A 19,928-nucleotide genomic window follows, 5' to 3' on the forward strand; every position below is an offset into this window, starting at 1 on the left:
TCGATGGAAACCATGATGGCCTACGTCGTTGGTGTCCTTTTTGCTGCCGGCATTTATATGATGCTGAGGCGCTCCATCGTAAAACTTGTCATCGGTCTGATCATTCTGAGCAATGCAGCGAATCTGCTGATTTTCGTAGTCTCAGGTTTGACACGAGGCGCACCGCCACTCATTCCTGACGGCGCAAACGAAGTCGTCGGGGCAGTGGCTGACCCTCTACCCCAGGCGCTCATCCTCACGGCGATCGTGATTGCATTCAGCGTACTGGCCTTCGCAGTGGTTCTGATCCGGCGTGCATACGAAGTGGTTGGAACCGATGATCTTGACAAGATGAAGGATACGGATACTTGAACCCGGAACTCGTTCTCCCGATCCTGATACCACTGACCGCCGGTGCCCTGTCCCTGGCGTTTTGGCGCTCCGTCCGCTTACAGCGCATGCTTGCAGTCATTGCCACTGGGCTTTTGCTCGGATCCGGAGTGTGGCTGATGCGCTCGACCATCGAGCAAGGTTTTCTTGTGGCGGAAATGGGCAGCTGGCCTGCTCCATTCAGCATCGTACTTGTATCCGACATGCTTGGCGCCATCATGATCGTGCTCACCGGCATTATCGGCCTCGCCATCGCCATCTATTCACTCGCCTCAACGCCGAGAGGCCACGAAAAATTCGGCTATTACCCACTGATGCACCTGTTACTTGCCGGGGTAGCCGGAGCCTTCCTTACCGGTGATATATTCAACCTGTTCGTCTGGTTTGAGGTGATGCTGCTCGCTTCGTTTGCATTGCTAACCCTCGGCGGGGAGCGCGCTCAGATGGAGGGTGCCATCAAGTATGTGACCCTGAACCTGTTTTCATCTGCCATTTTCCTGTCTGCCGTGGGTTTGCTCTATGGCATGGTCGGTACCCTGAACATGGCGGATATCGCCCAAAAATTAAACAGCGTTGAAGATCCCGGGATGGTTACGGTGGTTTCCCTGATGTTTATGATGTCGTTCGGCATCAAGGCGGCGGCGTTCCCTCTGTTTTTCTGGCTCCCTGCTTCTTACCACACCCCTCAGGTCGCGGTTTCGGCGCTGTTTGCGGGCTTGCTTACAAAGGTCGGGGTGTACGCGCTTTATCGGGTATTCACGTTAATTTTCACACAGGATGTCGCGTACACCCACACCATACTGCTTTGGGCCGCCGCCCTCACGATGCTGACGGGCGTGCTCGGGGCCGCGGCACAGTTTGAGTTCCGCCGGATTCTGTCTTTCCATATCGTCAGTCAGATTGGCTACATGCTTCTGGGCCTTGCCCTTTTCACGCCACTGGCTCTGATTGGTGGGGTGTTTTACATCATGCACCACATCATCGTGAAGACGAACCTGTTCCTGGTGAGCGGCATCACCTATCGCCTGCTGGGCAGCTATGAACTGAAAGATCTGGGTGGTGTTTACCGTCAGCGTCCTTACCTGGCCCTGTTGTTTTTGATTCCGGCGTTGTCGCTCGCCGGTATTCCGCCTTTGTCCGGCTTTTTCGCCAAGTTCATTGTTGTGCGTGCAAGCCTTGAAGCCAGCGAATATGTCATCACAGCTATCGCCTTGCTGGTGGGGTTGCTGACACTGTATTCGATGATCAAGATCTGGGCAGAAGTGTTCTGGAAAAAGGTCCCGGAACATGTGGCGGATGTGAGCAGGCTCAATGGCGACGTCAAAGACAAACACAACTGGGCCTATTATGTGCCTGTCGTGGGTCTCGCCATGTGTACACTGATCATTGGTCTTTATGGTCAGCCTGTTTACGTGCTCGCCGAAACGGCCGCCAACCAGTTGATGAACCCGCAACTGTATATTGAAGCAGTTCTTGGAGGGCAGTCGAAGTGATCGGTCTCTTCTGGAATTTGCTGCTGGCTTTGGCCTGGGTGACTCTCAGTGGCAGCGTCACTGCCATGAATCTGCTGGCAGGTTTTTGCTTTGGCTACATCGCACTCATGGTACTGCAGAAGCAGGTACCCGCGTTAAATGGATACTCCCGCAGGATTCCGCGGGTTTTGGCTTTTTTGTTCTTTTTTCTGAAAGAGCTGGTGAAATCAAACGTACGGGTTGCTTACGATGTCGCAACACCGGTTTGGCATATGAAGCCCGGTGTGATCGCGTTTCCTCTCAATGCAAAGACCGACATGGAGATTATGTTTGTCAGCAGTGTTATCTCCCTGACTCCGGGTACGCTAAGCCTGGATGTTTCCGATGATCGGCAGGTGCTGTTCATCCACGCCATGTTTCTTCAGGACGAGGAGCAACTCAGAAATGACCTGAGGGAACTGGAACACCGAATCCTGAAGGTAATGCGATAGGGGCCGCCATGCTTGACGTTGCAATCAATGTTGTCTATTTCATGCTGTCTCTGGCGCTGCTTTTTGCGTTCATCCGGCTGACCCGCGGCCCTTCCCTGGCTGACCGGGTCGTCGCGCTGGAGCTGATTGCATCCGTTGTGGTTGGCTACGTCGGAGTACACGCCATTGATACCGGGGTCTCCAGTTTTCTTGATGTCGCAATCGTCATCGCCCTGACAGCCTTTCTTGCGGCGATTGGGTTCGCCAGATTCCTGGAACGGGGAGGTCTCAAGAATGAGTGAAATCTTCGTCTCTATTCTGCTGCTGGCAGGGGCTTCTTTCATGGTTCTTGCGGCCATCGGAATTGTTCGATTGCCTGACCTGCCTACCCGCATGCATGCCTCCACCAAAGCAGGCGCTTTGGGTGCCATGCTCACCATGGCCGGTGTTGCGCTTCACTTTGCAGACAGCGCTGTCGTCGCAAGGGCGGTCGCTTTTATCGTATTTATTCTTTTGACTGCACCGATTGCAGCTCATGTCATAGGCAGGGCAGGTTATTTCACTGGCATAGAGCTATGGGGGGGGACAACCAAAGACGAGCTGCGTGAGCGCTATGATCCCGACAGCCACAAGCTTTATAGCGGACTAGAAGAAAGAACGGCGAGGTCTACCGCTCCTCGGGCACAGGACGGCTCTGACCAATGAATTGTCATTGGAAGTGTATAAAATTGCCGTATAGTAGGCTCCCAAACTCTTCTGAGGAGCCCAGCGTATGCTGCAAGTAAATGAATATTTCGACGGCCAGGCCAAGTCCATTTCCTTTCAGACCTCGACCCTGCCAGCCACCGTTGGCGTGATTAGCCCGGGCGAGTACGAGTTCGGCACCAGCAAAAAAGAAACCATGACGGTGATCAGCGGCGCCCTGACGGTGCTTTTGCCGGGCGTTGAAGAATGGATGACCTATGGCGCAGGCGAAAGTTTCGACGTCGCAGGTCAATCCAGCTTCAAGGCAAAAACAGATATTGATACAGCCTACCTTTGCACCTACGAATAACATAAGCGTTCGCAGAGCGTACCCGGCGTTTCATTTAAATGCCGGGTAATTCTGGTTTTTTTCACAACCCAAGGTTCACGTTTCAATCAATCTGTGTCAGATTTACTTCTGTTTCTCGCGATAACATCAACAACTGAGAAAGAGGAAGCAAGTGATGGCACAGACCCGAATTCTCCCGCCGGCGGATAATGCCTATCAGTATCCGCTGCTGATCAAGCAACTTCTGCTATCCGGTCCGCGCTACTCGCCAGATCAGGAAATCGTGTATGCCAATCGCAGCAAGTACACCTACACCGACCTGGTAGAACGCATTCATCGCCTGGCCAACGCCCTGACCGATGCGGGCGTAAAAGCAGGCGACACCGTGGCTGTGATGGACTGGGATACCCCCCGCTATCTGGAGTGTTTTTTTGCAGTCCCAATGATTGGCGCGATTCTGCACACGATTAATATACGCCTTTCACCGGATCAGATCGTTTACACCATGAACCACGCCGAAGACGATGTGGTCCTGGTACACGATGATTTCCTGCCGATTCTTGACTCAGTCAAAGACGAAATCAAAACAGTCAAAACCTATATTCAGCTCACCGATGAGGCATCCGCCAAGTCCACGAAGCTGGAGACTGCCGGCGAATACGAAGCCATGCTCTCCAGCGCCAGCACAGAGTTCGACTTTCCGGACTTTGACGAGAACAGTGTCGCAACCACCTTTTACACCACCGGCACCACTGGCAACCCGAAAGGCGTTTACTTCAGCCATCGGCAGCTGGTTCTCCACACACTGGCGATGACCGGTTCACTCTCTGCGCACGATGAAATGCCGCTTCTTCGCTCCAGTTCGGTATATATGCCGGTTACTCCCATGTTCCACGTTCATGCCTGGGGCGTTCCCTACGCCGCCACCATGATGGGCATCAAACAGGTGTATCCAGGCCGGTATGAACCGGAACTGCTGGTCGACCTGCTTAAGGAGCACAAGGTCACCTTCTCTCACTGCGTACCGACCATCATGCAGATGATGATGGCGACCGAATCCATTAAAACCGCAGACCTGAGCAACTGGCATGTATTGATCGGCGGCAGTGCCCTGACCAAGGGACTGTGCGACGCCGGTGCCAAGCTCGGCATTCACATGTACACCGCGTACGGCATGTCCGAGACCTGCCCACTGCTGAGCGCTACCCATCTGACCCCGGAAGACATGGAACTGCCACTGGAGCAGCAGACTGCCACACGGGTCAAGACCGGCATTGCAGCGCCCATGGTGGAGCTTGATATCTTCGACCCGGACGGCAAGCCAGTTGCCCACGACGGTGAGGCCAAAGGCGAGGTGGTGGCACGAGCGCCCTGGCTGACCCAGAGCTACTTCAAGGAAAAAGAGAAGGGTGAGGAATTGTGGCAAGGTGGCTGGCTACACACCGGTGATGTCGCATCCATGGAGCCTGACCACACACTGGTCATCAAGGACCGCATCAAGGACGTGATCAAGACCGGCGGTGAATGGCTGTCCTCACTGGACCTCGAAAACCTGATCAGTCAGCATCCGGCCGTCGCCGGCGCAGCCGTAGTCGGTGTACCCGACGAGAAGTGGGGAGAACGTCCGCACGCACTTGTGATGCTTAAGCCAGGAGAGCAGGCAAGTCTGGAAGATATCCAGAATCACCTGAAAAAGTTTGTTGAAGCTGGTGAAATCAACAAGTGGGCCATCCCTGAGCAGATGGATTTCGTTGAGGATATTCCCAAGACCAGTGTTGGCAAGATCAACAAGAAGCTGATCCGGGACCAGCTAAAGTAACCTTTGCCTGAATTCATTCAGTCCAAAAAGGCCAGCTCATGTAGCTGGCCTTTTTGGTTTCAGTGGGAACATCACACACCGGAGAACGTAAAATCCACCTCCGGCTTGCGGCCATCGACGATATCCGCCAGTGCTGCAGCAGAACCACAGGAGTGAGTCCAGCCCAGAGTGCCGTGGCCGGTATTCAGGTAGAGGTTGGCGAAGTGGCTCTTGCCAACGTATGGCACATTGGAGGGAGTAGCCGGGCGCAGTCCGGTCCAGAATTCTGCCTGATCCCAGAGTCCCGCCTCCGGCATGATTTCAGCCGTACGGCGTACAATAGCGCGGCAACGGCTAAGGTTGAGGTCTCGGCTATACCCATTCAATTCCGCCGTGCCAGCCACACGCAGACTGTCACCAAGTCGAGAGAACACCAGCTTGTATTCGTCGTCAGTGAGACTGACGTTATAAGCCGCCTCTTCATTGTTGACTGGAACCGTAATCGAGTAGCCCTTGGCCGGATAAATATTCAGGAACAGCCCGATCTTCCTGGCGAGTATTGCGCTATAGCTGCCAAGACTTAGAACATAGGAGTCACCACGCAACGTTTCGTGGCGGCCTTCCCTGATGGTCTGGACGCCCAGAATGCGATCTCCGGCATGCTCGAAGCCAAGGATTTCGGTGCCGAACCGGAACTCCACACCTGCCTCGACACAGCGCTTCGCGAGGTTCTGAGTGAACATCAGGGCATCACCGGACTCATCTTCCGAGGTATAGGTGGCACCGGCAATCCTGTTCTTGATCGGCTTCAGCGCCGGCTCCAGCTCAATGGCTCGATCAGCATCAATAATCTGCCGGTCGCAGCCCAGTTCCTGCATGATCCGGGTCGGTTCTATCGCGCCGTCAAACTCAGCGGGATTGGTGTAGAAATGAATGATGCCTTTCTCCAGATGGTCGTATTCGACATCCGCATCTTTACGCAGAGCCTGAAGCTGGCTTCGGCTGTAGCTGCCAAGATTAACCATCTGGCGGATATTGTGTGCTGCCTTTGCAGACGTGCACTCGGTCAGAAAGGCGATGGCCCAACGCCACTGGGCCGGGTCAAAACGGGGGCGGAAAAGCAGCGGTGCATCAGGCCGGGTCAGCCACTTGAGAACTTTCAGGGGGGCGGATGGGTTGGCCCAGGGCTCCGCGTGAGAAACCGAGACCTGCCCCCCATTGGCGTAACTGGTTTCCAATCCGGCTTGATTCTGTCGGTCGATCACCGTTACCTGGTGGCCCTGCTTCTGCAGAAACCAGGCGGTGGTCGTGCCAACCACACCCGCACCTAAAACCAGTATATGCATGCTTGCCTCCGGTCAAAGCGAGCCCAAGGCCCGGAAAAGAATCCAGCCTTCTTCAATCAGGCTCCAGTCGTTTTGTAAACAGAATATATGCTCAGCAGGCTATTGTAGCGTGAGCAGCAAGCGATTGCGTGCCTTACCCCTCAGCCACCGGACCGCTTGACCGTCCAGCCTTTCGCTTGCAGAAGCGGAACCAGGATATCGCGCTGATCGCCCTGAATCTCCACAACCCCGTCCTTCACCGTGCCACCAGTACCGCATTTTGCTTTCAATACCTTGGCTAACGACTTGAGTTCTTTGTCATCCAGAGGAATACCTGTCACCAGGGTCACGCCCTTACCTTTGCGCCCCTTGGTTTCCCGGCTAACCCGCACAACACCGTCACCGGCTGGGCGAGAGGGATGTCCACAGGTACATTCGGATACCGGGTTACGACAGTCCGGGCACATCCGCCCTTGCTCGGTGGAAAAAACCAGGCCGCCTTCAGATCGTTTTTTCATCTCCTCTCCGTGCTCTCTGCTCTTAACCTTGTCATGATTAATCAAGGCCCGGAGGGTACTTGGAAAACATTTCCGCGACCACCTCATCAATCAGCTCACGGCGAGTCTCGGGGGACTGGCTTTCATTGAGGTAGCGACGACTGGCAGCGCGCCAGACGATCTGGTCGGTCTTGGTATCCACGAGTTCCACCACAAGTTTACCTTCCTGAATCTGACGAATAGGAGGAGGCGCTGAGAGTCCCCATCCGAAATTGCCAGTGCCGAAACCGAACCCGAGACCCAGTCCGGACTGCTCCAGCCGTTCCTGTTCCACGATCTGCCAGTTCACCAGCAGATCAGCCTCGCCTTCGGGCACCTTGCGCAATGCCTTGCGATTCAGTTCCCGCTCGACGGCACCCTGCACCCGGTTGCCATCCAGTGAAACGAATGAGGAGTTGCCCGCATTCGGAGCAAAAGCCCAGGATGAGTAAGTACCGAACACCACGGAGGAGTTGTAATCCGTGACCACATTGCTGGCACAACCCGATAGCACCAGAGCAATCACGGACATCATCAGAAAACGCATCATGAGTTCTTCCTGTTATCGAGTTCCTATACGCTCAGTATACGCACACGACACGCGCGGCGATGCCCTTTCGATCCCTCATCTTTCAAAACTGTAATCCAGTTTTTGGGCCTCACAGAACGCACCAAAATCATCAGACTGATCCTCAGGCACAGAGATTGTCGCAGTCACTACGGCGCCATAATCAACCAGCTCGACAACGCCACCGTGTACCTCGCACCAGTGCCGCAAGGGCTGCTCATCGGCGAACGACATGGTTACCGTGGCGGTGATCACGGGCTTCTGGACCACTCGCTCAACCGCAGAGAGAACACTTTCAGCGGCACCAGCATAAGCCCTGACCAGGCCGCCTGCACCGAGCTTGATGCCCCCAAAGTATCGGATGACCATGACCAGAACATCACCCATGTCCTTGTGCTGGATCACACTCAGGATCGGCTTTCCGGCCGTACCGGAAGGCTCACCATCATCATTCATGGCCGCCTCTGCCGCAGAACCCGGTCGACCAATCTGATAGGCCCAGCAGACGTGGCGGGCATCGGGGTGGTCACGGTGAGCCTGATCCAACCAGGCTTTTACCTCTTCCCTCGAGCTGACCGGTGCAACACGAGCAATAAAACGGCTTTTCTTCACTTCCGTCTCCCGCTCAAGGTATCCTGCCGGGACGGGGTAATCTTTACTCATGGGTCGGGGCACCTTATGTCAGCTGACGGTGAAAACGGCAGTCCTGGAACTGCCAAACCAGCAAAAATCAGAAAAGCGGCCTGCGGAATCCGCTTCGATGAGGATGAACTGCAGGAGGGCATCGACTTCTCCGGCGCTGTCGAGCTCAAACCGGGTGATGACGATCTGCAGGAAGAAGCGAAATCAGGCGATCGTAAACACCGGCAACCGAACCGTAACCCTTAGCCCGCCAGATTGGCCATTGACCGCCCGAATCTCGCCATCGTGAGCGCTGATGATATCCCGGGCAATTGCAAGACCCAAGCCCCAGCCCTTTCCACCCCGTGACTTGTCAGCCCGGAAGAACGGCTCGAACAGGTGCTGCACAAGTTCATCATCAACCCCCGGCCCTTCGTCCACGATATCAATGCTCACCCAGCCATCAGACACGGATGCCCTGATCCGGACCTGTTTACCGGGCGGGGTATGGTCCAGCGCGTTCTGCAGAATATTGTCGAACGCCCGCTGCAGCAGACCGGCATCCCCCAGCACCGAAACATTCGCCATATCCGACTCAGCCACAAGCTTGCAGTCCACACCCTGGTGTTCTGCGTAATCAGCCGCATCCCGTAAGACGTGATTGACCAGGCTTACCGGTTTCACCGCCTCGCGCTCGAAATCCCCGCCCTGATCAGCAACCCGGTACAGAGTCAGGATCTGAGAGGTCATGGCTTCCAGACGTTCGTTCTGGCGCAGGATGCTCGCGATTAGCTGTTCGTCGGCGCCACTGTCGCTCGCAAGTTCGATCGCAATACGCTGTCGCGTGAGCGGCGTTCTCAGGTCATGGGAGATATCCCGCAGAAGATGTTTTTGTCGTTCCAGCAGACTGCAAAGCTGCTCGGTCATAGCGTTGAAAGCCGCGGCCAACTGACCGACTTCATCACGGCGACTGGCGATTTTGTCACTGACCCGCAGCGACGTCTTGCCACCCGCGATCCTTTGCGCGGTGCTTTCCATGTGTTTCAGTGGCTGCGAAACCATGCGGGCAATCCACCAACATGCCAGGGTAATGAGCACGAATGCCAGGCCCAATTCAATGAAACGGAAAAACTTCGGATCCAGCCAACCCTCCCCGTTTACACGTGGCCAGGCAACCAAACTATAGTTATCCGTTACGTCAATCACGGCGGGTTTCTGGGGGTACCAGCCAGATTTCATACGGTCGCGAATGAATGAAGGCAAACGCCCATCATGCCTATCCCGCTCAATCAGAATAAGACGAAGTTCGAGGCGTTCACCCTGGGTTCTCAGAAACCGCCAGGCGTCGCCCCGACCTTCAGTTTCCCGAACCCGAATGGCTTCCAGAGCCAGCTCCCGCAAGCCAACCTGGCGCTCAATGGCCTGCCGCTCCCGGTCCAGCAAGGTTCTGGTGGCCAGATTGCTGACGACGACCGTAATCGCCATCGCCAGCCAGATCGACAGAAAAATCCGCCAGAACAGCGGGAACATCATCCGTTTTTTCACACCGGCACCCGATAGCTGTAACCCAACCCCCTGACGGTTTCAATTCGGGGCGGGTCTTCATTGCCCAGTTTTTTCCGCAGGTTGCTGATGTGCATATCCAATGTTCGATCATAGGCTTCCAGCCGTCTTCCCAGAGCCCATTGCATCAGATCGGTTTTGCGAACCACGCTGCCGGCGTGAGCCAGTAATACCTGCAGGACTTCGTACTCGGTGGCGGTCAATTCAAGTGGGCAGTCGTTATGCAGAATACGGCGGTGACCAGGTTCCACTTTCAGGTCCCCGTACACGCGGGCAGCGTTCACTTCGGTTTTCTGGTCCCAGGCAATACGTCGCAGGAGCGCCTGCAGGCGGGCAACCAGCTCTCTGGGATTGCAGGGCTTTGGAATGTAATCGTCGGCTCCAACCTCAAATCCCACAATACGGTCTGTTTCATCGCCCCGGGCGGTGAGCAGCACAACCGGCAAGTGGGTTTCCGCGCGCAGCTCGCGTAGCACTTCCAGGCCACTGATATCAGGGAGCATGATATCCAGAACCACAATATCGCAGCCCTGTCCCAGCGCCAGTGCCAGACCATCCCGGCCGTTGGCCGCTTCACGCACGGTAAATCCCTGATTTGTCAGGTAACGGGCCAACAATTCCCGCAATTCGTCATCATCTTCTACGAGCAGTACCCGATTCTGCATAGCCAGCCTCCGTATTCACTGCGTGCAGTCTAACACGCCTCCCGCAAGCTGCTGATTCAGGGAAATTTCCTTTGCAGAACCTTTACACGGGGCTGACGCTCGTTGACGGACTCCGTCGCTATTATGGCTGCGAATGATCCAGCGCCGCAGATGCGGCCGTCAAAACGAGGAAACACCATGAACAAACGCAAGCATTCAATCATAGCCGCCGGCATCCTGGCCTCTGCACTGATTACTGCCACTCCGTTCGCCCTGGCCAACCATCATGGCGGCGAATACAGCGGTAAGGAGCACCGTAGTAATCATCACGGCAAACACGATATGGAACAAATGTGCGAAGACTTCCGAGAGGGCAAAGGTCGTTTTGACCAGGAAGAACGCCGCGCCAAAATGGAAGCACGACGGACTGAAATGGCTGACCGACTGAAACTGAACGATGAACAGCGTGAGATCTGGAATCAGATCCATGAAGAGCGACGCGAGAAGAACCAGAGCCGCATGGAAAAGTGGCAAGAGAAACTCGAAAAGCGCTGCGAGAACATGAAGCAGTGATCAAAAACCGGATTCTGGCGTATGGTATCGGGAGTGTCCCAAGGAGTCGCCCGAACCATGCCCGAACCCGGATTGCAGTCCCTGACCATTGAAACCTGCCAGTCCATTGGCGATATTCCCCAGGCTGACTGGGAGAAACTGGCAGGCAGGGATAATCCTTTTCTCCGCTATGAATTCTTTCAGGCTCTGGAGCAGTCTGGCTGCACCAGAGCTGAAACCGGTTGGCAACCCTGCCACCTGATCTTCCGGACTGGAGGTGAACTGGCCGGCTTCGCGCCCGCCTACCTGAAATCCCACTCCATGGGAGAGTATGTGTTTGACTGGGCCTGGGCCGATGCCTATCAACGCTATGGCCTGGATTATTACCCAAAGCTCCTGATTGCTGTTCCGTTTACCCCATCCCAGGGCCCGCGTTTACTCCTGAATGACACACTCCGCGAACAACTTCGCGCCCAGCGGCTTCACGACCTGCTGGACACATTGATTTCGCACCTGGGTGCTCACTCGTGGCACCTCCTGTTCCCGGACAGCGCAGACCAGGCACTCTTACAGCACGATGATCAGCTGCACCGGATTGGCTGTCAGTTTCACTGGCACAACCGTCGTTACAAGAGCTTCGAGGACTTCCTTGCGGAACTGACCTCCCGTAAGCGCAAATCCATCCGCAAGGAACGCAGACAAGTAGCAGAACAGGGCATCACCTTTGCCCGCTTTCAAGGCCAGGATATTCCAGATCATGTGCTCGCCGCTTTTTACGTGTTTTACCAGGCAACCTACCTGAAACGGGGACAGCGCCCTTACCTCAACAAACGCTTCTTCGAGTTGGTGCGCGAGACCCTGCCAGAGCACCTGCACCTGACCATGGCCATCCGTGACGGCGAGATGATTGCCGGCGCCCTTTTCCTGGCCGGAGGAGAAACGCTCTATGGTCGTTACTGGGGCTGTATTGACGAGTACAACCACCTGCATTTCGAAACCTGTTACTACCAGGGCATAGAGCTTGCCATCGAGCTTGGCCTCCAACATTTCGACGCGGGCGCCCAGGGCGAGCACAAGCTCGTACGCGGTTTCGAGCCGGTCATCACACACTCATGGCACGGCATTGCCCACCCTGGTTTCCGTGAAGCCATAGAGGCTTTCACGGAGGACGAAGCGGAACAGGTTCTGGGCTATTTTGAAGAGGCAGGTTCCCTTTTGCCATTTCGGGAACAGAACGGTGATTAGCTTCTATACTGAAAGTCCAAAGCAGGCTTTTGACGGGGGCCAGATACCATGGATGCGGACCCACTTTTCAGTTTTCTCGCCGGAGAGAACCTGCCACTTCTGCTATCAGCTGGCGCCTTGGTGATAGCAGTCATCGCCTTGTGGCTTGCAGCAAGAGCCGGGACGGATACCCGACGGGAAGTTGAAGCCCTGCGCCAGAAAACCGGCTTGCTCGGCCGGGAAGTGGATGATCTCCGGGTAAGCCATTTCAATGGACAGACCCCGGACAGTCACTCTGCCGCAGTCCCGGAGAACGATACCGCCCGTTACCTGGCCGAGAAGGAGGCCTATGACCGAATCTGGCCTCAGGTCTGGCACCTCCACGACCGGCTGGGCATGTTTTTACGGGCAGTAGAAGGCGGAGAAGCTCCCGGGGAGCTCCGGCTTGAAACACGCAACGCAGCACTGGAAGCCCGAAACCTGCTAAACCGCAACCGGCCTTTCTGCAACGAGACCGTAGCGGAATTGGTTACGCGCTTCATTGATACTGAAATAAAGGTACACCTGGCAGCGTGCCAATACCTCGATCTTCTCAAGGAAGTTTCAACGAAACCCTCTGATCATGACCGTAGGGTGCTGCAGGACAAGTGCAACGCCTTGTACGAAGGCGACGCCCGGGACCTGATGAATCGTCTCGCCAGCGCGATCAGGGCTCGGGTAATCAACGTCAGCTCTCCTTAATCCGGAAGCCGACTTTCATCACGACCTGGTAGTGACCAACCTTGCCATCAACAATATGGCCGCGGGTTTCCACTACCTCAAACCACTCCATATTACGGATACTTTTGCCACATTCTTCGAGAGCATTTTCAATCGCGTCTTCAATACTCTTTTTGGACGAGCCGACTATTTCCACTTTCTTGTAAACATGATGATCCGACATACCGGCACCCCTGATCGATGATGACTGTTACTTTGATCCTAGAAGACAAGCCGGACCCCGGCAAACCGTTCACACACGCTGTCATCAATCCGGCAATGCCAGCCAAACGTATCTTCGATTACCAACAGTCACCAAGTACACGGAACTTGTTCCCTGTAACCGGGTCTTTTAGTGTCTGTAGTTATTCGAGTACCGGGATCCCGATATGAAACGTGCCTTCAAGTACCCCGCCTGGTTGTTCGGCGGTCTTTTCCTGCTTCTGGCCGGCCCGTTGCTCCTCGCCACCAGCGGCAGCCTCCAGGGTGCGGAAAGCTGGCAAACCGCAAGCCGGGACAGCGCAGGGATTGCACCTCGCCCGGAACAGTTCCAGGAAGCCATTGTCCAGGTATACGGAGCGCGCGCCTGGAGCTGGCGAGGTTACTTCGCAGTTCATACATGGATTGCGACCAAGGAAAAGGGTGCCAGTGAGTATCGGGTACACGAGGTCACCGGATGGCGGCGTTATGTGGTGAATTCACGGCCAGGCGAGCCGGACAGGCGATGGTATGGCGCCGAACCCGAGCTCTATGCGGACATTCGTGGCGGAGAGGCCCAAAAACTGATTCCGGCCATCTATGAGGCTGTGAAAGCCTACCCCTACCCCACCGAGTACGAAGCCTGGCCCGGTCCGAACAGCAATACGTTTATTGCATGGGTGATACGTGAAGTACCGGGACTGGAGGTTGCATTGCCCAGCAATGCCATCGGCAAGGACTACCTTGGAAACAGTGTATTCGCTGCGGTTCCCGGCGGTGCTGGCTATCAGCTTTCACTGGGTGGCTATTTCGGATTGCTTGCGGGCGTTCGCGAAGGCCTGGAGCTGAACATTCTGGGCCTGTCACTGGGGGTAAACCCTCTGGCCCTCGGCATCAAGCTGCCCGGTATCGGCGAACTGGGTCTGCGCAACACCAACCCTGTGTATGAGGCCACTCACTAGGCAAGGGTTCGAAATGCCTAAAACAGGTAACGTACCAAGCCGGCCGCCGCTATGCCGGCACTAATCGCCGGCAACGGTTTCCTGAGCGCCAGCATGGTGACGGTAGTAACAGACAGCGCGGCAATCGCACCCGCGTCACCCGAGAAAGCCATGGGCACGACAATGGCGATCAGCACCGAACTGGCCATGGTATTGATGAAGCTCTCGATGCGGGGGCTTATCCGCAGGAAAGACATAATGAATACGCCACCAAAGCGGGTCACCAGGGTGACGGAAGCCATGATGGCAATCAGGGCCAGAACACCGGCTGTTGAGGTTTCAATGGTCATGCATCGTCTCCCTCGGCCGCGGCATTAATCGGTTTTTTGTCCAGCCAGAAGTACCCGACCAAGCCGCCGGCGAGGGCACCCGCCACAACATGGGTATTCGGTGGTAACCATTTCCATGCTGCCAGGGACGCCAGCGCCGCCACCGTCCAGGCAACCAGAACCCGGGGGGATTTTTTGCCACCGAGGGCCATCGCCAGCATAAAGCAGCCCAGCACCATATCCAGCCCGAGGCTCTTGGGGTTCTGTAGCAGTCCGCCAAAGTAGACCCCAAGCCAGGTTCCGACAATCCAGGCCAGCCAGAGCACCAGCCCGCCACCCAGAATGACTTCCAGATTTCGCTTCCCGTTCTGGTAATCCTGGGCGGATACTGCCCAGTTCGCGTCCGTTAGCAGCAACAGCAGACCATACCGTTTGCCCGGAGTAAGATCTTTCAGCATGGGGTACAAAGACGCGCCCATGAGCAAATGCCGGGAGTTGATGGCAAACACAACAGCCATCAATGGGAGGATCGAGACCTCACTTCCCCACATATCCGTGGCAGCGAACTGCGAGGCGCCGGCGAACACCGTGATGCTCATCAGCAATGCTTCCAGCGGGAGCAGGCCACTTTGGGTAGCCGCCAAACCGAACGCAGCACCAAACGCCACCACAAACAGGGAGATGGGAAAAAGCCGCACAAATTCCTGACGGATCTTTTGCGATTGCAGTTGGTAAGAATAGGAAGCGACAGACATCAGGGGAAGCTAAGGTAGATCCCCCCGATCTCGTATAGGTAATTACCGAAGTTTGCCGCTTTCCTCAGACTAAGGTCCTATCTTGTGCACTAATGCAACACATGAACCCGACCGTCTGCAGCCGCAAAGGGGTTGTTGAAGCTGCTGCCCTCGCCCTGCAAGGCCGCTTCCGGATGGTTCTGCGCCATTAGCGCTTCCATCTGCTTCACATGAGCCCCCGACACATCCACCATGACCAGATATTTCCCGGCTTCAATGTCTTTGTGGAAACGTCTGATTCGATAGTTTTCGGTGCCAATTCCGCCAAAGCCACCTAACCAACCGCCGGCCAGCACCATGAATACGCCCATCGCCACAAACGCGGACGCCGGCCAGTCCAGGCCACCCCAAAGTGCCAGTGGTAATACAAAGCAAAGGGCAAACAGGCCGCCGATGATCAGTCCGCGTTCCACGAACCGGGCCAGATCGGTCTTATCCAGAACACTGGCGGAATGAAGGCGGTGGGTATAAAGCCCGGCCTCATCCTTGCTGACAATGTGAAAGCGCCAGTTGGTGATGCCGTCTTTGTGTAGATCGTCGGAAATGCTCTCAACGCTGTCGATAGAATCGACCAGATAGAAAAGCCGTTTCATGATTCCCTCCTTCGCTCAACCCGAGCGGGCAACCACAGCTTTCATTTCGAGTATAACGCAGCCGGGTGCTGCCAGTGCCGAAGGCGTGAAAACGATTCACGATAACAACAGCGGGAATATAGCCATTTCCTCTAAATTTTTTCTCGCCGCGGCCCAAAGCCTTGCGGCACTTTGTCCCCTCTCATTCGTATTGATTAACTTTTGCGCGTTGACGTTAACGTCAAAAGACACTAATTTACTCCGGTCCGACCCTGAAAGGGCATTTCCTTACCCGGAAAACGGACGCATGAAATCAACTCGCCGGCCACAAGCCGGACGACAAAAATAACACAGCCACTCACGCCGAGATCCGGCCCAGGTGGAGAGGATTTCAACATGCCATATTCAGCACGCCCCCAGGGCAGAATGCGTCCAGCGCAATCGTGCCCGTCGACCGCTACCGACTCTTTCCGTTTCCAAAGGCCAGCCCGGCCCCGAATTGCAGCTTCACAGTTAGCAGCCCGCGACATCGCCAGCCACCTTTTCGACTGAGTGTGTCTGCCGTCCTGATGACAAACTGAATCCCGGCTGCCGCAGGCCCCACAAGGGTAGCGGTGGCTAAGGAAGAAAGGTGAAACGCCATGAACGTATTCAGCCATCCCGAGTTCGACAACCACGAACACCTGTCCTTTTTCTGTGACCCGGAAACCGGACTGAAAGCCATCGTTGCGACCCACAACACCTCTCGAGGACCCGCCCTCGGCGGCTGCCGGATGTTCCCCTATGCTACCGACGAAGAGGCACTGCGCGACGTACTTCGCCTGTCCAGGGGTATGACCTACAAGTCTGCCCTGGCCAATCTGGATCTGGGGGGCGGTAAATCCGTCATTATCGGTAATCCGCGCAAACACAAGACCGAAGCCCTGCTCGAAGCCATGGGCAAACACCTGGAAAGCCTGGGCGGTCAGTACATTGCGGCCGAGGATTCGGGCACCAGCGTACCGGATCTGAAGGTCATGGGCAGGCGCACACAGCACGTCGCCGGTATCGCCGAGCGCATTGGCTTTGATGGCCAGCCCAGCAGCGGTGACCCGTCACCAGCCACCGCCTATGGCACCTTCATCGGGCTCAAAGCTGCCGTCCGGCACAAGCTGGGGCGGAATGATTTGAAAGGCCTGAAGGTGGCCATCCAAGGGGTCGGCAACGTCGGCTTTCGTCTGGCCCGGCACCTGAAAGAGGCTGGTGCGCAACTGTGGGTATACGACATCTTTGCCGACAACATGCAGCGCGCTGTGGATGAACTGGGCGCCACGCCCGCCTCTGCCGGGGATATCCTGCACCTGCCCGTGGATGTGGTTGCGCCCTGCGCGATGGGGGCGGTGCTGAACGACGAGAGTATTCCGCAACTGAAAGCCACCGTGGTGGCCGGCGCCGCCAACAACCTGCTGGAGCGCCCGGACCACGATCAGGCTCTGAAAGACCGGGGCATTCTTTATGCGCCGGACTTCGCCATCAATGCGGGCGGCATCATCGATGTGTTTTACGAGCGCAACGGGGCATCGCCCGAGACGGTCCGCGCCCATGTAGACACCATCGGTGACACCCTGATGGAAATCTTCACCCGAGCCGACCGCAGTGATCGCCCCACCGGCGCCATTGCCAACGAAATGGCCGAAGAACGTTTTCGCAAGCACACGGCTCACATCGAGGAGATCCCGGAGCGTCTGACCCAGGTCGGATAACACCGGGTTGTTATGTCTTTGAGGCCGTGACTACTCGCGGCCTCTGCTTCCCAAACAAAAACAAGTTCTAAGCAGGAGACAGCTATGTCTGTATCACAATCAGGTTCCGCCACCTATTCAGGTGCGCTCGAAGGTTCCACCGCCAAGCGGGGGCTCTGGTCCTCACGCCTGGCTTTCATTCTGGCCGCCACTGGTTCAGCCGTTGGCCTGGGTAATATATGGAAGTTTCCGTACATCACCGGTGAACACGGTGGCGGTGCCTTCGTGCTTGTCTACCTGGTCTGTATTGCGGCTGTGGGTCTGCCGATCATGATGGCGGAAGTGCTCATTGGCCGTCGCGGAGGCCGGAGTCCGGTCAACAGTCTGAGACTCATCGCTGAGCGTGACCGGCTGAAACCAGCCTGGCGCATGGTGGGTGCTGTCGGGGTACTCGCCGGCTTCCTGATCCTGTCTTTCTATTCCGTGATCGGTGGCTGGGCCGTTTCTTATGTAGGCACGGCGGCAAGCGGCCAATTGGTCGGCCAGTCCGCGGAGGCAATTGGTGCAATCTTTTCCGGACTGCTCAGTGATCCGAGTACATTGCTGGCCTGGCATACCGTATTCATGGCACTGGTGATGGTCGTGGTTGCAAAAGGCTTACGCGGAGGCCTTGAGCGGGCCGTCAGCATCCTTATGCCGGCCTTGTTTGTCCTGCTGCTGATTGTGGTGGGATACGCCATGACCACCGGCGAATTCGGTCGCGCCGCCAGCTTCCTGTTCCAGCCGGACTTCTCCAAACTCTCCACCTCGGGCATTCTGGTGGCTCTTGGCCACGCGTTCTTTACGCTGAGCCTGGGTATGGCCGTTATGATGGCCTATGGCTCTTATCTGCCGAAAAATATTTCCATCGCCAAAACCTCCATTGCCGTATCCGTGATCGATACCGGCGTCGCTCTGCTGGCCGGTATGGCGATTTTCCCGATCGTTTTCGCCAATGGCCTTGAGCCAGGCGCAGGCCCTGGGCTGATTTTCCAGACCCTCCCGCTGGCCTTTGGTCAAATGCCCATGGGCAGCCTGTTCGGCACTCTGTTTTTCGTACTGCTGATTTTTGCCGCCTGGACCTCGGGCATTTCACTGCTGGAGCCCATTGTGGAATGGCTGGAAGAGCAAAAAGGCATGAACCGCACCGTCAGTACACTGGGCGCGGGCATCGTTTGCTGGGCGTTGGGCATTGCGTCGATCCTGTCCCTGAATCTGTGGTCAGACTTCACACCGCTGGGAAGCATCGCAATGTTTGAGGGTAAGACCATCTTCGATCTGCTGGACTTCTTTACCGCCAACATCCTGCTGCCGCTGGGCGGCCTGATGGTTGCGGTATTTGCTGGTTGGGTAATGTCGCGACAGGCAGTTGAAAACGAGTTGTCCCTGTCAGCACCGATGTTCAAGCTGTGGTACATCACCGTGCGTTACATAACGCCGGTCGCTGTGGCTACCGTCTTTATTTACAATCTGCTCTGATTCGTTATAGCTGATCGAGGGAGGCCTTGAGGGTCTCCCCGATCCTTGCGTTGAGTTTCAAATCCACCAACTCGTCCGCCCGGGTCCGCCCCAGGTTGAGCGTGGCGATGGGCTTGTTCCACTCGTTTGCGTACCGACAGAACCGAAAACCCGAGTACACCATCAGCGATGAACCGATAACCAGCAGGCCATCACTCGCTTTGAGCATGTCCAACGCAGAATAAACCCGCTCCTTCGGCACATAGTCGCCAAAGAACACCACGTCCGGCTTCAGGATACCGTCACACTTTGGACAATCCACCGGCCGGAAATCGCCAAAATCCACCTCCAGGTCCGCGTCGCCGTCAGGGGCTGTGTCTGCACGGTAGTGACTGAACCCCGGATTGAGGTCAGCACACCGGTCATGCACTTCATCCCGCGGGCACCGGTAACCACAGCTCATGCAAATCACTTCGTCAGCCCGGCCATGCAGATCAGTAACGGCCCCGGTACCGGCTTTCTGGTGCAACCGGTCAACGTTCTGGGTGACGACCAGGTTACTGTGGTTGAGCAGCTCCAGGTCGGAGATGTAATGATGGGAGGGGTTGGGAGTGGCGTTACGCATCACCGGCCAGCCAATCAGGCTCCGGCCCCAGTACCGCTGTCGGGTTTCGAAGCTTTCCATGAATGCCTGATGCTGGACCGGCTGTTTGCGTTTCCATGCACCATCGCCATCCCGGTAATCGGGAATCCCGGAATCCGTGCTGACACCCGCACCGGTCAGAATGAGCAAGCCGGGATGCCGGTGAATAAAGTCTGCCAGCAGGCCTCCGGCTTGTTCCGGTTCGTGCAGAACCGGTATGTCATCAGTCTCCGGCAGCCGCTGACTGGAGCTGAAGGGGCGGGTACGGTGCGTCGTCACAGGCATACAAACTCCGAATA

25 protein-coding genes are annotated in these 19,928 nt (G+C 56.2%); 14 read left to right on the forward strand and 11 right to left on the reverse strand.

What is annotated here, in order from left to right:
* Positions 1–3: 3 nt before the first annotated feature.
* The 7 genes from KFJ24_RS10105 to KFJ24_RS10135 all read left to right on the forward strand — a co-directional run bounded on the left by KFJ24_RS10105 (position 4) and on the right by KFJ24_RS10135 (position 5,163).
* Positions 4–351, forward strand: a complete 348-nt coding sequence (locus tag KFJ24_RS10105; protein WP_250830948.1) for a Na+/H+ antiporter subunit C — start codon at positions 4–6, stop codon at positions 349–351.
* Positions 348–1,862, forward strand: coding sequence for a Na+/H+ antiporter subunit D (locus tag KFJ24_RS10110; RefSeq protein ID WP_250830949.1), 1,515 nt, complete (start codon positions 348–350; stop codon positions 1,860–1,862). Before KFJ24_RS10105 ends, KFJ24_RS10110 begins: the two co-directional genes overlap by 4 nt.
* Entirely contained in the window at positions 1,859–2,332 is a 474-nt protein-coding gene (locus tag KFJ24_RS10115) for a Na+/H+ antiporter subunit E (RefSeq protein WP_250830951.1), read from the forward strand. Before KFJ24_RS10110 ends, KFJ24_RS10115 begins: the two co-directional genes overlap by 4 nt.
* Before the next feature lie 8 nt (positions 2,333–2,340).
* On the forward strand, positions 2,341–2,613 hold the full coding sequence (locus KFJ24_RS10120) for a monovalent cation/H+ antiporter complex subunit F (protein WP_250830952.1): 273 nt from the start codon (positions 2,341–2,343) through the stop codon (positions 2,611–2,613).
* Positions 2,606–3,016: a monovalent cation/H(+) antiporter subunit G gene (gene mnhG, locus KFJ24_RS10125; RefSeq protein WP_250830954.1), complete on the forward strand. Its 411-nt coding sequence runs from the start codon at positions 2,606–2,608 to the stop codon at positions 3,014–3,016. Before KFJ24_RS10120 ends, mnhG begins: the two co-directional genes overlap by 8 nt.
* A 67-nt stretch (positions 3,017–3,083) precedes the next feature.
* Positions 3,084–3,365 (forward strand): pyrimidine/purine nucleoside phosphorylase, encoded by a 282-nt coding sequence (locus KFJ24_RS10130; RefSeq protein WP_070965058.1) that lies wholly within the window; start codon positions 3,084–3,086, stop codon positions 3,363–3,365.
* A 154-nt stretch (positions 3,366–3,519) separates the two neighbouring features.
* Positions 3,520–5,163, forward strand: coding sequence for a fatty acid--CoA ligase (locus tag KFJ24_RS10135; protein WP_250830955.1), 1,644 nt, complete (start codon positions 3,520–3,522; stop codon positions 5,161–5,163).
* A 71-nt stretch (positions 5,164–5,234) separates the two neighbouring features.
* Here the strand turns inward: KFJ24_RS10135 and KFJ24_RS10140 are convergent, their stop codons facing one another.
* The 4 genes from KFJ24_RS10140 to KFJ24_RS10155 form a co-directional block, all read right to left on the reverse strand.
* On the reverse strand, positions 5,235–6,488 hold the full coding sequence (locus KFJ24_RS10140; protein WP_250830956.1) for a D-amino acid dehydrogenase: 1,254 nt from the start codon (positions 6,486–6,488) through the stop codon (positions 5,235–5,237).
* Positions 6,489–6,628: 140 nt separating this feature from the next.
* A complete protein-coding gene (locus KFJ24_RS10145) occupies positions 6,629–6,985 on the reverse strand; it encodes a translation initiation factor Sui1 (protein WP_250830957.1) in 357 nt (118 codons plus the stop codon).
* A 37-nt stretch (positions 6,986–7,022) separates the two neighbouring features.
* A complete protein-coding gene (locus tag KFJ24_RS10150) occupies positions 7,023–7,550 on the reverse strand; it encodes a DUF4136 domain-containing protein (RefSeq protein ID WP_250832615.1) in 528 nt (175 codons plus the stop codon).
* 78 nt (positions 7,551–7,628) lie between these two features.
* Complete coding sequence (locus tag KFJ24_RS10155) at positions 7,629–8,234, reverse strand: YigZ family protein (RefSeq protein WP_250830958.1); 606 nt, start codon at positions 8,232–8,234, stop codon at positions 7,629–7,631.
* A gap of 15 nt (positions 8,235–8,249) precedes the next feature.
* Here KFJ24_RS10155 and KFJ24_RS10160 point away from each other — a divergent pair, with 15 nt between their 5' ends.
* Positions 8,250–8,459 carry a hypothetical protein gene (locus tag KFJ24_RS10160; protein WP_250830960.1) on the forward strand — a complete coding sequence of 70 codons (210 nt, stop codon included), beginning with the start codon at positions 8,250–8,252 and terminating at the stop codon, positions 8,457–8,459.
* Here the strand turns inward: KFJ24_RS10160 and KFJ24_RS10165 are convergent.
* Complete coding sequence (locus KFJ24_RS10165) at positions 8,418–9,737, reverse strand: sensor histidine kinase (RefSeq protein ID WP_250830962.1); 1,320 nt, start codon at positions 9,735–9,737, stop codon at positions 8,418–8,420. The two genes, KFJ24_RS10160 and KFJ24_RS10165, sit on opposite strands and share 42 nt — an antisense overlap.
* Positions 9,734–10,420, reverse strand: a complete 687-nt coding sequence (locus KFJ24_RS10170) for a response regulator transcription factor (RefSeq protein ID WP_250830963.1) — start codon at positions 10,418–10,420, stop codon at positions 9,734–9,736. Before KFJ24_RS10170 ends, KFJ24_RS10165 begins: the two co-directional genes overlap by 4 nt.
* Positions 10,421–10,597: 177 nt before the next feature.
* On the opposite strand from KFJ24_RS10170, the gene KFJ24_RS10175 reads away from it, so the two are divergent.
* The 3 genes from KFJ24_RS10175 to KFJ24_RS10185 are packed head-to-tail and all read left to right on the forward strand — an operon-like array spanning position 10,598 to position 12,916.
* Positions 10,598–10,972 (forward strand): hypothetical protein, encoded by a 375-nt coding sequence (locus tag KFJ24_RS10175; protein WP_250830964.1) that lies wholly within the window; start codon positions 10,598–10,600, stop codon positions 10,970–10,972.
* Positions 10,973–11,029: 57 nt separating this feature from the next.
* Positions 11,030–12,196, forward strand: a complete 1,167-nt coding sequence (locus tag KFJ24_RS10180; protein ID WP_250830965.1) for a GNAT family N-acetyltransferase — start codon at positions 11,030–11,032, stop codon at positions 12,194–12,196.
* Between the two features lie 48 nt (positions 12,197–12,244).
* Positions 12,245–12,916, forward strand: coding sequence for a hypothetical protein (locus KFJ24_RS10185; protein ID WP_250830967.1), 672 nt, complete (start codon positions 12,245–12,247; stop codon positions 12,914–12,916).
* On the opposite strand, the gene KFJ24_RS10190 is transcribed toward KFJ24_RS10185, so the two are convergent.
* Positions 12,903–13,118 (reverse strand): dodecin, encoded by a 216-nt coding sequence (locus KFJ24_RS10190; protein WP_250830968.1) that lies wholly within the window; start codon positions 13,116–13,118, stop codon positions 12,903–12,905. The two genes, KFJ24_RS10185 and KFJ24_RS10190, sit on opposite strands and share 14 nt — an antisense overlap.
* 205 nt (positions 13,119–13,323) lie before the next feature.
* Between KFJ24_RS10190 and KFJ24_RS10195 the strand changes: the two genes are divergently transcribed.
* A complete protein-coding gene (locus KFJ24_RS10195) occupies positions 13,324–14,094 on the forward strand; it encodes a DUF3750 domain-containing protein (RefSeq protein WP_250830969.1) in 771 nt (256 codons plus the stop codon).
* A 17-nt stretch (positions 14,095–14,111) separates the two neighbouring features.
* On the opposite strand, the gene KFJ24_RS10200 is transcribed toward KFJ24_RS10195, so the two are convergent.
* From KFJ24_RS10200 to KFJ24_RS10210, 3 genes are all read right to left on the reverse strand, one after another.
* Positions 14,112–14,423 carry an AzlD family protein gene (locus tag KFJ24_RS10200; protein WP_250830970.1) on the reverse strand — a complete coding sequence of 104 codons (312 nt, stop codon included), beginning with the start codon at positions 14,421–14,423 and terminating at the stop codon, positions 14,112–14,114.
* Positions 14,420–15,157: an AzlC family ABC transporter permease gene (locus tag KFJ24_RS10205; RefSeq protein ID WP_250830971.1), complete on the reverse strand. Its 738-nt coding sequence runs from the start codon at positions 15,155–15,157 to the stop codon at positions 14,420–14,422. Before KFJ24_RS10205 ends, KFJ24_RS10200 begins: the two co-directional genes overlap by 4 nt.
* A gap of 89 nt (positions 15,158–15,246) precedes the next feature.
* Entirely contained in the window at positions 15,247–15,789 is a 543-nt protein-coding gene (locus KFJ24_RS10210) for a hypothetical protein (protein WP_250830972.1), read from the reverse strand.
* 620 nt (positions 15,790–16,409) lie between these two features.
* On the opposite strand from KFJ24_RS10210, the gene KFJ24_RS10215 reads away from it, so the two are divergent.
* Both KFJ24_RS10215 and KFJ24_RS10220 read left to right on the forward strand, forming a co-directional pair.
* Positions 16,410–17,510 (forward strand): Leu/Phe/Val dehydrogenase, encoded by a 1,101-nt coding sequence (locus KFJ24_RS10215; RefSeq protein ID WP_250830973.1) that lies wholly within the window; start codon positions 16,410–16,412, stop codon positions 17,508–17,510.
* Positions 17,511–17,594: 84 nt separating this feature from the next.
* Positions 17,595–19,007, forward strand: coding sequence for a sodium-dependent transporter (locus tag KFJ24_RS10220; RefSeq protein ID WP_250830975.1), 1,413 nt, complete (start codon positions 17,595–17,597; stop codon positions 19,005–19,007).
* A 4-nt stretch (positions 19,008–19,011) separates the two neighbouring features.
* On the opposite strand, the gene KFJ24_RS10225 is transcribed toward KFJ24_RS10220, so the two are convergent.
* Positions 19,012–19,914 (reverse strand): NAD-dependent protein deacetylase, encoded by a 903-nt coding sequence (locus tag KFJ24_RS10225; protein WP_250830976.1) that lies wholly within the window; start codon positions 19,912–19,914, stop codon positions 19,012–19,014.
* Between the last annotated feature and the right edge of the window lie 14 nt (positions 19,915–19,928).

The organism is Marinobacter sediminum (assembly GCF_023657445.1).
Classification (GTDB): domain Bacteria; phylum Pseudomonadota; class Gammaproteobacteria; order Pseudomonadales; family Oleiphilaceae; genus Marinobacter; species Marinobacter sediminum_A.